A 13520-nucleotide genomic window follows, 5' to 3' on the forward strand; every position below is an offset into this window, starting at 1 on the left:
AATTAGATCCTTTTTTCTGACACCGCTTCGCATATTACACTATACATATTTTCAACACCTTCATTAGAAGATTCAAAAGTATAAGCATTTGCTTTTAAAATCCCTAGGCTACTTGCTTCTTTTGCTACATCTATATTTGCACCCATGAAAATAAATTCCCAATTATACTTTTGTTGTTGGTGATGGATAAGCTGTTTCACTTTGCTATACGTAAATTCAACGCTCGCATTCTCTAACCCATCAGTCGTAATAACAAATATGACTTTACCAGGTCTTTCCCTCTCGCTACATAAAGATAATCTGTTTCCTACATTTAAGATGGTTTTACCTACTGCATCTAGAAGTGCGGTAGACGCTCTTACAAAATACTCTTTCTCCGTTAGTTTAACTTCATTTGCATTTATCCCGCTCCATAAGACTTCATATTGATCGTCAAAAAGCACTGTTGTTACATTTGTTTCTCCATCAAAACTACTTTGTTTTTTAATAAATGAGTTAAATCCACCGATCGTATCACTTTCAAGTCCAGCCATTGAACCACTTCTATCGATTAAAAATATAATTTCTGTTTTATTACTGTTCATTCTAAATCAGCCCCTTCATTCTTGATGTTATAATAGTAACTGAATTAATTAGTAGGTAGGTCGCCTTAAAAGAGACATTTTGGAAGGGGTATTTTAAATGCTTAACCAAGAATTATTGTTTGAATTACAAATATATGTAAAACGCCATTTAGAAGAAGTAAAAATAGAAGAAATAAGTTTTAGTAAAAATGAAGTGTATGCTGCTGAGCCTTTAGAAAATATAGAGATTGAAGCATTTATTAAAAATAAACTGAAACCAACATTTAGAGAGCTCTTATTTAGCTTTATTGATAAAAAAAATGTCAGTGATCCATCAATCTATAAAAAGGCGGGCATTGATCGAAAACATTTTTCAAAAATCCGCTCCATTCCTAATTACCTTCCAAAGAAAAATACAATAATCGCTTTATCACTAGCACTTGAATTAGATAAAATTGAAGTTAGCGAACTCTTAAGTTCTGCAGGCTATACATTATCAGACAGCGATTTAAATGATTTAGTCATAAAATTTTTCTTAGAGAAGAACATTTATGATATCGATTTAGTTAACGAAGCATTGAACCATTTTAATTTAAATCCACTAACAAGATAAAGCAGCAAAAAAACATCTTAAATCACCTTTTTCTGAAGTGATAAATAGATGTTTTTTCATTTAACCTTATTCTTTTTTTAGCAACTCACTTGATCTCTTCCATTATGCTTTGATTTGTATAATGCCTGATCAGCTTGCTTCACTAACTTTAAGTAATCTTGCTCAGTTTCAGCAATCATTGATGCTACACCAATACTTAATGTAACTAATTTTTTCTCTGATTGCTCATGTTCAATCTTTAATTTTTTTATATTTTTACATAAACGATTAGCTATTTTCATTGCATCATTCAAATCTGATTTCGGTAATAAGATTGAGAATTCCTCTCCACCATACCGTGCAACAATGCCCGATTCGCTTGTCGTCTCTAATTGTAAACTAGTTGCTACTTTTCTTAAGCATTCATCACCTTTTGGGTGACCATATAGATCGTTATATTTTTTAAAATAATCCACGTCAATCATTAATAATGTCATTGGTAATGATGTGTCATAGGATTTAGAACATCCATTTAAAAGTTGTTTTTCAAAATATCTACGATTATATAGTCCGGTTAGACTATCCACATTTGCGATGTTTTCCATTTTCTTTAATTTTATTTGTGTATTACGTGTTTGATAGGCTATAAAGTAACTTAATAATAATGCTGGAACATACATTAAAATCCAAAACCCCATCGTTTGAAGTAACCTTCCAACTACAATGTCACCAATCGGCCTTAGCATCCATTTATCGATTAAATAAAAACCAATACATTTAAATAAAATGATAATAGGGGTCAAAATAAGAATTCTTTTCTTTTCATCCCATTTTTGATAATTCATATAAAATCCAAAAAGTAAAACAAATAATAGCAAAAGTGTATCAATTAAGTAAACATAGTTAAATCCATTAATAAAATAAAAAGCAATAATATCGAAAAAGAACATTGTCACTAACGTAATATTTCCAAAAAAGATTGCTGCAATTTCCATACCAAGTGCTTTAATTTGAATATTTGTTCCATGATCTGTGAAAATTGGGAAATTTAATAATACAATCGTTAATACACTTAAAAGAGTCCCGATAAAAAATTCTTGTAATTTTGATTTCCCTGCAAGCCTTTGTCTTGCTTCTCCCCATACGATGGAAGAGGTCAAATAGAAAAAACTAGTGATAATTGTAAGTGTTATGAAAATATTTTTAAAAAGCATAATCCCCTCCAGGAATTACCTTAAAATTAAAATAAATCAGTACTTAAATACTTATTCTTAACCTACTTGCAATAATATATTAACATACTGCTCAAGGGATTTGTATACAATTTTAATACAATAAAACTTTACATTTTTGAAGAAAAAAGGTCATAAAAAAAGGCGTCATTAAGCCCATAATGACCTGACCTTAAGACGTCCTTTTTTAGTCCATTCGCGTTTTAATAGTTCTATTTTGTTCATTCGAAAAATAATCCTATTCAACAATTCCCGTATGAAGTATATCTAAATTAACTTTCACTTTAATTTTTGCACTCGAATACTGTTTCCTCCATTTTTTTCCATCAAATTCCCTGTAATGTGCTTCTAATTTTGAGCCGAAACCAACTGGATCAACATTATTTTTTTGAAGGAGTGAAATAAGCTCCTTTGCATTTTTTTCAATATCCCTTTCAATTGCTTTACTTATTTGTTTCATATGTTTAGGAAGTACTATTGGTTTATCACCAGTATATTCTTGAATTCTGGCATTCATTTTCATATGAATTGTAAACTCTAGTTGTCCTTTTTTGATTTTGATATCATATTTACTTTTAGATTTTATATTATCAATTGCCACATATTCTCCATCAATTTTGAACTGATGTAAGCCTTCTTTATAATTTTCTTTCAACCCTTTAAAAATGAAAGCATATTTCCAAGGAATAATTGTTATAAGTTTATCTCTTTTGAAAGTTGCAATGCCATTTAATTTAATCTTATCATCCACTATTTTTAACACAGGTAAATACGGATCCTGCCCTACTTCAAAATATTGATAGACAAACGTTGAAAAATCGGTATAGGGAAAAGGTCCAGCCTCTGAATTGTGTAAAAGCATATCGTAAAGATATAAAGCTATGTTTTCATTTTTATACTGTGGTAATGAAAGTAAATCACTTGATTCACCATCAACGATCGCTAATTGTATGATATTCCCAACGGCCGGGTCCCGATTAAACGTATCAACAATTGGGAAAAAACCTTTTTTCGCTAAGTCTAGACTGAATGTAACAACACGCATCTGACCTGACATTAACCGATACCTCATTTGACTATCTAATCTTTCCCTTACTTTCTTTATTGTTTCTCCACTTGCAGAAGACACTTTAAATTCGATCTGTCCAGTTGGTCTAAACACAGGAAAAACGACAGTGCCTTTCAATTGTTTCGGTTTTTGAAGGTCAAACCCAGCTGCTTCAATAATATTTAGTTCATTTACATTCGCAGACGGTACAAGTGCACAGCCATTTAAAGATAACGCAATACAAATAATAGAAAATAGAAGATATTTTTTCATTTTGCTTTCCCAGACTTCATTATCATAAATAGGATTGAAAAAAGTGGTATATAAACATAAAAAATGTATAGAGAAATTCTACTTGTATAATCTACAAATGCATTAATTTGATATCGAGTTTCAAGTAATTGACAAACGATAAAACTAATTACACTAATCAATATTAATGTATACTTTTGCTTCCATTTAAAAATTAATTTTAAGCCTCTGCTTGAGCCCCATAATAATAGAGCTAAAATTGAAATAACCTTTATTAAAAAACTGGAAATTAGGATATATTCAAATCTTTCTAAAAATGGAAAATGAATTAATTTAGCTATATAGAGTCTCGCCCAGATTACATGTTCAATTTGTTTTTCACTTAATAGTAAAAAAGTTGTAAAAGCCGATAAAGTGAAGACTAAAGTTGAAAAAGCGATTCCCCATTGAGCAAACTTTTGAGATGAATTTCCATTCCGAATAAATGGAAAAACCATTAGTAATATTTCAAACCCCGCCATTGTATAGATTGTTTTTTTTGCAGACAATAACAAATCTTTAAACGAATGATCAAGAATAGGTAAAATATTATCCATATGAATATATTTATGTGGCAAATGAAATAGCAAAGCCCAAAGCAATGCCGTAAAGATTCCAGATAGAAATGCAATCCCAACTACTACACGAAACCCACCTGATACAATATAGTAGCATAATAATAAAATGATACTCGATAATAGCCACGTTGATATAGACGGAAACATCCAAACTTGAACGATTTCAATATATAATCTTAAAACAGATATTGCTAAAATTAGATAATAGATTAGAATAACTAAACTTAAGATTGATCCGATAATATTACCAAAAAATTGCTTATGCGCATCAATAATATCTCCTTGTGCCTTTGTTAACATTTTATACATAATCCATACAACTGCATTAACAATAAACCCAGCAATAATTACACTAATCCAAGCATCATAACCAGCATCTTGTGAGATGAGTCGTTGAAACCCTAAAACACCTACGCCTATTTGAGAGCTTGTAATAATAAAAAATAGGAGATACGGTGAAACTTGTTGTCTTCTATATGATGCCATTAATAAATCTCCCCCTTTTTTATTCATCAAAATCACTTGGTGGACCAGGTCGTTTTATATCATTTGTTGATCGAAAAAGTGTAGCTGGTCTTAAATTCGTAGGTCTTTTTTTCTGCTTTGCAAATGGTAATCTGATCCACAAATCATTAAATGACGTTTTCCTAAATGGATACGTTCCAATATAGGGTCTTCCTAAAGAGGTTAATCGGAGCAAGTGCGTCATTAAATAGATAAAGCCCATAAAAATCCCTAAAAGCCCAATTAGCTGAGCCATTATGATGACTGGAAACTTTATAAATCGAATCGTATTGTTAAATTTATAGATTGCAGATGTGTAGGATGCAAGTGTACCAAGTCCTACTAAGATTAAGAGAATATTACTCGTAAGCTTAGCTTCTACAACAGCTTGCCCAATTACAATACCACCAACAATACCAAGGGTTTGTCCAATTTTTGATGGTAATCGAAGTCCAGCTTCCTTTACTAACTCGATCGTAATTTCTAAAAATAACACCTCAAAAATTGGAGGAAATGGTACAGATGCTCTAGATATGACTAATGATTCAAGTAAGCGAGGTGGAATTAGCTCATAATGATAGGTCAGAACTGCAACATAAAAAGGCGTTATAAATATCGAAAGTGCGAAACCGAATATTCTTAGTAAACGGAAAAATGTAGCAAGTTCCCAATTGACATAATAGTCTTCCATCGCGATAAAAGTCTCATCTATTAAAGCAGGAGTCAGAAGAACATTTGGAGAACCGTCAACAACAATGGCGATTTTCCCTTCAGTTAAACCTCCGACTGTCCGATCAAGTCTTTCTGTTGGAATCGATTGTGGAAAAATAGAATGCGTGTTATCACCAATCATAGACGAAATAAATGAACTATCCGGAATATGATCATATTGGATATCTTTTATCCTCTGTGTAACTGTATTAACATTTTCATCATCAGCAATTCCACTTATATAGATAACAGCAACACTCGTTTTTGATAGCTTCCCAACTACCAATTCCTCAATATAAAGATCAGATATTGGTAATTTATTTCGAATTAAATTGATGTTTACATCCATATCTTCTACAAATCCAACTTGTGGACCTAGAGTAGTAGCTTCCATTATAGGAGGACCAATTGTTCTGGATACATTATTCGAAATATTAACAAGTAAAGAATCAGTTAAATTATCACCATACTGAATTGCCGTATAGCCCTTTAGCAGTTTACTTTTAATTTTAGAACTATCTGAAGTAATGGTAAGTTGTTGAACTGGAAGTTGAGACATCAATTCTTCAAGCGTATAATTCTTTGTCAAATATGGAAGTATTTGTTCATGCATGATCTCAGACCTAATTAACGTTCGGTAAAAATACACACTATAATAACTGTCATTCTGTAGATCACTAGAAGTTTTAAATTTAATAAAATCCTTTGATTTCGATAATTCTTCAATCCAATTTTCATTTGAGGAATCTTTTTTCATACCATCTTTATAAGTTCTCATACCGTTCCCCTATTTTGATTTTATTTTATGATTTGATAAGGGAATGGAAATTATTCTAATAAATGGAAGAAAATACATCGTTTAATTCATTGAACATATAAAGTTGGTATTTTAAACCGATATATAGATTAAAAATTACCTTTGTTTCATTACAAAAAATTGAAATATTTTTTTATAAAGCTTATCAATTGGATTTTTAATGTATACTATTAAGGATTAAACTAAGAAGATCTTTTATTGAAATAGTTAATACATTTATAGTAGGAGAATAAAATGGCAAAAGAGAAAACCTTAGAACAAATTGCATATGAAAAATTAAAAAGCTTGATCCTATCAGGTGAGTATCAAACTGGTATGCATTTGAAAGAAACTGCACTTGTTTCTGAATTACAAATGAGTAGAACACCGATTAGAAGAGCACTTGGAAGACTTGTATCCGAAGGGTTGTTATCACATAATAACTTTCATGGAACGACTGTTACATATACTCATTTTACTTTACAAGAAATAATAAATATGATTGAAATTCAATGGTGCTTTGCTGTATTTTGTTTAGAAAAATCACAAAGGAAGCATACTCCATTTAATGTAAAGCTACTTAGAGAAATTACTGGCTCTATGGAAAAAGCATACAATCAAGATGATGCCCGTAATTACCACAGAGCGTTGACAGAGTTTTATAAAACATTCTTACTAAATTCTCAAAACAATTTAATCATCGAAATGCTTGATAATTTATGGAAAAGATTTACTGAAGAAGCAACGTCATCTAATGTATTTAATGTAAGAAAAAATAGAATCCCAAACACATTAGACTTATATAACTCTCTTATTGATTGTGTGGAAAAATCTGAATTTGATAAAGCGACTGAAATTTTAACTCAACTTAAAGAGGAAGCATTTATTGATTTAATGTTCTAATGTGTAAAAACATCTAAAGCTTTTAAGGCTTTAGATGTTTTTTAATGATTATCGATAATGTATTTATAACGATTATTATTGTATACAATACTTATGCCAAATTAATAATACAACGAATTATTCGCTTCAAAAAATCCTCTCATTTCACTAAACAAATTGATAAATCTTATTAAATAATCTCTTCTTTTACCATATTATTGAAATAATTATTTTTCTATACTATTTTGTCAATTTTATTGTATACTTTGTGTATAATATTCGTTCTATTTCAAACACTTTTTCTTTTCTTCAATCTAGAAAAAAGGTTTATGAAAGCTGCGGTACATTACATTAGAATTGTGAGTATAGTGGCTCGTTAACGAAACATGAGTGGTTTTAGATCAAATCGCACTCTTGTTTAGCTGAGCACAAAAATAACACCCGAAAGTAGGATGGTGAGTTTATTGCCTAATATAACACTTGAACAAAAAGCTTATGAAGAAATAAAAAAATCTATAATACAAGGTAAATATTCTCCTGGTACTTATATAACTGAAGCATCACTTGTAAATGATTTGAACATGAGTAGAACCCCTATCCGAAGGGCGCTTGTCAAATTGGAATCAACTGGTTTGGTTAAACATTTTAAAAACCAGGGCTCAATGGTGCAAAACATTCAAATTACCTTGATTGATATCGTAAATTTTTTAGAATGTCGTTTATTTTTAGGAATTGGAAGCATTGAAAAAGCTAAAAGGAAAATGCTTGATTTTCCAATTTATGAAATGAATGAATGCATTCAGTTATTGAAAAATGCGGTTGCTGATGAAGAACATGATTTATATTACTTAGAAGCAAATCGCTATCATAATCTTATTTTACAAACAAGTCAAAATGATTTAATGATGGAAACGATCGAAAATTTACAAAATAAATTTGAAATTATTGCAAGTAAATATTATTCCTATAGAAGAAGTTCAGTTGAAAATCATATTAAGAAGTACGAAGAATTAACTAAATTTTTTGAAGAAAAAGAGTATGACCAAGCATTGAACCTGTATAATGAAATGATGAAAGAAAAAATACAATCATTATTTTAGTAATAAAAAAGCCTTATTCTTCAATCAGAATAAGGCTTTTTTGTTGAAATTAAAGATCGCTCTAACAAATTAGGCTGTTACATCTCGTTTTGAAAATACAACTAATGATAATCCAAGGAAAATAACAAAATAGACTATTAATACAATTACTGAAAATGTCATTGTCATTCCTTCTATTGGTGGATTACCATTGACGTACTGCATTAAGTTTGTATTGGCAAATAAGATAAACTTTGTCCAGTCAAAGAATCCAGCCAAAATAACTGTTACCGTATTTCCGACTGTTAATAGTAAAATTGAGATACCGATCGCAATTGTATTGTTCCTAAATACTGTTGAAACCATAAACGCCATCGTAGCAAGCATAAATGTTTCGATGAAACTCATTACGTAAAGCTTTGCAGAATAGATTAGTCTACTTTGCTCTTCAACATGGCCATCGACATATGCTAAATATGAAGTATTCCCACTTCCTGTACCAAAAAGTGCTAAACCAAGTAGATTTGAAACTAAAAATAATATAAATAACATAGCAAAACCAAATAGAATACTAGTTAAATACTTTGACATAATTATTTTTTTTCTAGAAAACGGACGGATTAGTAATAGCTTAATCGTACCCCAGTTAAACTCACTCGCCACAATATTTGCAGAAACAATAATCGTAAATAGTCCTACTAAAATAATTAAACTTGATGAAACATCCATAAAAGTCCAAACATTTGTCTTTTCATTTGGTGAAATATTATGATCTATTCTGTACTCATTAATTGCAATTGATCGTTCTAAATACTTTCTTTCAGGGTCATTTTTATCATTTATACCTTTTAATTGTTTTTTATCTTCTGCAGTTTGTACTTGTAATGTTTGCTTCCAATTCGGGTCTGCATTTTGCTCTTTTTTATGTTCATTATATTTTACAAATGAACCCATAGCTCCTACTAGTAAAATAATGAGAGCAACCATCACTATTGTACCTGGTCTTTTAATAATCTTTATCCATTCATTTTGAATCAATTTTAACATATTCTAAGTCCCTTTCTTTTTGAAATTCTAAAGCATCAACAAATTAAAGAGTTGTTAAACATTCGTAATTTCTAAGAAACGATCTTCCAATGTTTTTGCATTTGCTTTAAACCCATAAACGCGAATGCGATTTTCGACTAATAACTCAATTACATTCGGTACATCTTCTCTCGTTAATTCAATATGTATTTCTCCATCAACTAACTGAGCATTATGTTTAGATAACACTTTAAGTGCAGTTTCATTATTATTCACTTCAATTGAATACGTTTGGACATCTTCAGTTGTAAGCTCAGTTACAGTTTGTACATCTATTAGCTTACCTTGTTGAATAATGCCGATTCGATCACACATCATTTCCATTTCTGCTAATAAGTGACTTGATACAATAATGGCCATTCCTTTTTTCTTCGTAAGAAGCTGCAGGTGATCCCTCATTTCACGGATACCCGCTGGATCAAGTCCATTCGTAGGTTCATCAAGAATTAAAACCTTCGGGTCATGCAATAAACATTGAGCCAGACCAAGACGCTGTCTCATACCAAGAGAATATGTTTTAACTTTTTGACGAATAGCTCCAGTTAAACCAACAAGCTCAACAACTTCATCAATTTTCTCTTTTGTTACATTCTTATCCATTCGAGCATATTGCAGTAAATTATCATAACCACTTAGAAATTTATACAATTCTGGATTCTCTACAATTGCCCCTACATTCTTAATTGCTTCTTCAAAGTTAGACTTAATACTATGACCATTAATGACAACGTCACCTTCAGAAATATTCATCAAACCAACCATCATCCTGATCGTCGTCGTCTTACCAGCTCCATTTGGACCTAAGAAGCCAAAAACTTCGCCTTCAAAAATATCAAAGCTTAAATCAGAAACAATCTTCTTCCCCTTTATTTCCTTTGATAAGTTCTTAATTTGTACAATTGCCTTTTTCATTTCGTCCTCCTTATTTCCAATATTTTCTAAATCTAATTCTATTTTAACAATTTAAGATATTGAAAAAAACGGTCTAAAGACTGAATTTATTAAAAAACGTAATGTATTATTACTAAATCATGATAAATATTACAATTTTCGTGTTTTTTCACTGTTCTTTGAAATCTATTCTTTATATGGCATGCATATGTATTCATGCATGATATGAATGATCGATTGTAATACAAGTGGTAATTCCCGATTAGTTCCTTAGTTCCTCTTAAAACAAAAAAAAAGCAGTTTCTACCTGCTCTAAAACTAATCTACTATTCTCATTAATTAATCTTTTATTTATTGACATTAAGATTCACTTTCCTTTCATAATTTATTCTCCTTTCAAAAAAAATTTAAAGTATAATTTAGTAAATTAGTATCCGATTAAAAAATAATAAAAGGTGGTAAGTATTCTGAAACAGCCAGTATTAATAGTTGTAGCACCAATTTTAATAGTTTTATTGTTTTTAATCATAAATATATTTGATATACTCAATGATCCTTCTCTTTTCAGACAAATAGGTTTTGTATTTTTTACAACCCTATGGATATATGGTATATATCAAAATAGAAAGTCATTTTTAAAGATAGGTGCGATGATCTTCTGTTACTTTTTATTAATGTTTTGGGGCAATATCCTCTAATCAATTAACACGATAGTATCAACAAATTCGTTCGGATTTCTGAGCGAAAAACAACCTATAAATATTCTAATATAGTTCAAATAGTATCTTTTACATAAATAGTGGTAATTCAGTGAAAAAAAATGCTGTAGGTTTTCACCTTATCGCAACTTTTTTACATTAATTTTATAGTCACTGTTATTCTCAAAGTATGAAGCAAAATGTTAGGAAGAAATAGGCCTATAGAATCCAAAGAATGTTAAAAAAAAAATAGCCTTATCCCTTTAATTTGGGCTAAGGCTATTTTCTAGGAAATTAAGTTTGTTTAACTTTTTGCAATAGAAGCTAAAATTTTATACTTTTTATGATTGATTACAGTGTGATCATGTTCATAATAATTTCGATGGTTACGATCATTTCTCATATCTACAATCACAGAGTTTGAAAGAACTTTTGTTACAACTCCTTTTACAAAATTCGGTCTGATTTCTCTTACTTTATCCTCTTTTGGCATAAATTCAATTTCGTCACCAGGTCTTACATAATATTTATTCATTGTTATGATTGTTTTATTATTTTTGCACATCTGTTTATCACCTTTTTATTTACTTTTATTTAATATTACTAAAATATCTGAATATTCAAAAGTGAACTGGATACTAGATTTAATCGTGACTGTGTACCCAAATATCCGTGTATAAATAGTGCTAGGTAACTAATGTTATATTCTTTTATTGGGAACATGATGGAGAAGTGTAAGGTCTAATTAAAAGCATTAAAGGACTATTATCTTTAAAATAGAATTTATATTATTAGTTAATTTATTTGTAAAATTTTGGAATTAAAAAAAATGGTCAGAGGGGATAAAATGATAAAATTTTTAGTTATTAGCTTAATCTTTGTTCCTATTGTTATCATAGTTACAAATTCGGAATTGCAAAATATTAGTGTTGGGATACTTTTCTTGCTATTTGCACAAAGTGCTGTCTATTCCATTTGGGACTATGTTGTAAAAAGAAAAAATAATAAGAAACTATTCAACTAATGCAGTCCTTTAGTTGAACAACACGAGCTGCTTTTATGTGGCTTTTTTTATTTTAAGTAATTTGCAGATTAGTTGCATAAGAAACAATAAATAATAATGTGGTAAATGGGAAAATAAGGTAAAATAAATTATGTGTGTTACTACAGTTAAAGCTTCTTGGTGAAAACATTCTATTAATTAACTATAAAAGAGAATACATAATTTTATATCTCTAATTTTCAAATGATAATATTCAAAAATTGAGGAGCTAATCATGGAACTTATTACAGGAAAAGTAGTCATTATATCTGTATTTATATTTATTGTGACAATGATTGAAACTTTGGCTTATTCAACCAGAATTTCGGGTGCAAGAGTGAAACTAATTGCAACCGCTTTATCATTATTTAGTACACTGGTAATCGTTTCAAGGTTTTCTACAATGATTCAACAACCACTAACTGCTAAGCTCATTGCCCAAGCGCCGGATGGAAACAAACTACTATTCATAGAGGAACAATATAGGATTTTAATTGGAGTAACAACAATTGGAGTACTTTTTGGAATACTTCTATTTCCTACTTTTGTAAATATATTTTCAAGAGCTATCATCCAATTATCTAATCAACGTGGTTCTATAATTGCGTTGTTTATTAGTCAGTTTAATCGTAAAGGGTTTAAAAATATTGTTAAGTGTTTTAGAGTTCCAAGTTTATCGTATCTAAAAGGAATTACATTCAAAACGATTCCAAAACGGCTTTTTGTTGTAAATGTTATTATTACATCTGTATACACAATATCGGTTCTTTCATCAATCTATGCATCATTGATAGTACCGAAAGAATTTGCTCAAGCTGCATTGATGTCATCTGGAATAGTTAATGGTATATCAACAATTTTACTAACATTATTTATTGACCCTAAAGCTTCTGTTTTAGCAGATCGAGTAATGAAAAAACAAAGTGATTATGTTTACTTAAAAAGTTATTCGATCACAATGATTAGTTCTAAATTTTTTGGTACAATCTTGTCTCAACTTTTATTTATTCCTGCTGCATATTATGTTGCTTGGTTTGCAAAGTGGATCTAAAACTCTTATTCAATTAAGGCATTCAATAGTTGAATTACCTAAAGCTGCATCGGTAACTTTTTTCTTATTCAATTAAATGGCGATTAGTTGCTTTAGAAAAATTGGTATTATTCTAATATTAGGTTCAAGGGATTTAGGAGCAGAACAATTAGAGCTCTAAAATGATTAATCCTAATTAAATGATACGGTTAATTAATTTTTTAGAGTAAGAGTAAAAATAAATTTTCTTCTTGAACTACCCTACCAAATACTAAAATTAAAAGGCAGCCATTGGCTGCCTTTCTTGATCGGTCTTCTAAGTATGTGTTAGTTACGTAAGGAAATTTAGTTTTATAATTCTTTCTATAAATTTTATAAAATATATTTCCGAAGTCAGCTCAACAAAATTATCGCTAATATTTTCATAGAAAGATTGTAGCAAAAAACATCACCCAATATCTTAATAGTAAAGCCAAGCTTATTATTATAATAATTAC

12 protein-coding genes are annotated in these 13520 nt (G+C 29.8%); 4 read left to right on the plus strand and 8 right to left on the minus strand.

The genetic code is table 11. The features are described 5' to 3' along the window. Positions 1-2: 2 nt before the first annotated feature. Positions 3-584 (minus strand): vWA domain-containing protein, encoded by a 582-nt coding sequence (locus ACFWM3_RS23035; protein WP_390313055.1) that lies wholly within the window; start codon positions 582-584, stop codon positions 3-5. 97 nt (positions 585-681) lie between these two features. On the opposite strand from ACFWM3_RS23035, the gene ACFWM3_RS23040 reads away from it, so the two are divergent. Then, positions 682-1176, plus strand: a complete 495-nt coding sequence (locus ACFWM3_RS23040; protein ID WP_390313057.1) for a hypothetical protein — start codon at positions 682-684, stop codon at positions 1174-1176. Positions 1177-1253: 77 nt separating this feature from the next. On the opposite strand, the gene ACFWM3_RS23045 is transcribed toward ACFWM3_RS23040, so the two are convergent. The 4 genes from ACFWM3_RS23045 to ACFWM3_RS23060 form a co-directional block, all read right to left on the minus strand. Beyond that, the gene (locus tag ACFWM3_RS23045) at positions 1254-2369 is read right to left on the minus strand and encodes a GGDEF domain-containing protein (protein ID WP_390313058.1); all 1116 of its coding nucleotides are present in this window, start codon (positions 2367-2369) and stop codon (positions 1254-1256) included. Between the two features lie 256 nt (positions 2370-2625). Beyond that, entirely contained in the window at positions 2626-3708 is a 1083-nt protein-coding gene (locus tag ACFWM3_RS23050; protein WP_390313060.1) for a Ger(x)C family spore germination protein, read from the minus strand. Next, positions 3705-4790: a GerAB/ArcD/ProY family transporter gene (locus tag ACFWM3_RS23055; RefSeq protein WP_390313061.1), complete on the minus strand. Its 1086-nt coding sequence runs from the start codon at positions 4788-4790 to the stop codon at positions 3705-3707. The genes ACFWM3_RS23050 and ACFWM3_RS23055 overlap by 4 nt, the downstream gene beginning before the upstream one ends. Before the next feature lie 19 nt (positions 4791-4809). Then, positions 4810-6297: a spore germination protein gene (locus ACFWM3_RS23060; protein WP_390313063.1), complete on the minus strand. Its 1488-nt coding sequence runs from the start codon at positions 6295-6297 to the stop codon at positions 4810-4812. A 273-nt stretch (positions 6298-6570) separates the two neighbouring features. Here ACFWM3_RS23060 and ACFWM3_RS23065 point away from each other — a divergent pair, with 273 nt between their 5' ends. Both ACFWM3_RS23065 and ACFWM3_RS23070 read left to right on the plus strand, forming a co-directional pair. Next, a complete protein-coding gene (locus tag ACFWM3_RS23065; protein WP_390313064.1) occupies positions 6571-7218 on the plus strand; it encodes a GntR family transcriptional regulator in 648 nt (215 codons plus the stop codon). A 443-nt stretch (positions 7219-7661) separates the two neighbouring features. Beyond that, complete coding sequence (locus ACFWM3_RS23070) at positions 7662-8297, plus strand: GntR family transcriptional regulator (RefSeq protein ID WP_390313066.1); 636 nt, start codon at positions 7662-7664, stop codon at positions 8295-8297. Positions 8298-8366: 69 nt separating this feature from the next. Here the strand turns inward: ACFWM3_RS23070 and ACFWM3_RS23075 are convergent, their stop codons facing one another. The 3 genes from ACFWM3_RS23075 to ACFWM3_RS23085 form a co-directional block, all read right to left on the minus strand. Continuing rightward, positions 8367-9323 (minus strand): ABC transporter permease, encoded by a 957-nt coding sequence (locus tag ACFWM3_RS23075; RefSeq protein WP_390313068.1) that lies wholly within the window; start codon positions 9321-9323, stop codon positions 8367-8369. Positions 9324-9377: 54 nt separating this feature from the next. Then, entirely contained in the window at positions 9378-10274 is an 897-nt protein-coding gene (locus ACFWM3_RS23080) for an ABC transporter ATP-binding protein (protein WP_390313069.1), read from the minus strand. 981 nt (positions 10275-11255) lie between these two features. Further along, the gene (locus ACFWM3_RS23085; RefSeq protein WP_390313070.1) at positions 11256-11516 is read right to left on the minus strand and encodes a DUF2187 family protein; all 261 of its coding nucleotides are present in this window, start codon (positions 11514-11516) and stop codon (positions 11256-11258) included. Positions 11517-12228: 712 nt separating this feature from the next. On the opposite strand from ACFWM3_RS23085, the gene ACFWM3_RS23090 reads away from it, so the two are divergent. Next, positions 12229-13044, plus strand: a complete 816-nt coding sequence (locus ACFWM3_RS23090; protein ID WP_390313071.1) for a lipid II flippase Amj family protein — start codon at positions 12229-12231, stop codon at positions 13042-13044. Positions 13045-13520 lie beyond the last annotated feature (476 nt).

The sequence above is a fragment of the Gottfriedia sp. NPDC058432 genome (genome assembly GCF_042721555.1).
In the GTDB taxonomy this organism is placed as follows: domain Bacteria; phylum Bacillota; class Bacilli; order Bacillales; family Bacillaceae_G; genus Gottfriedia.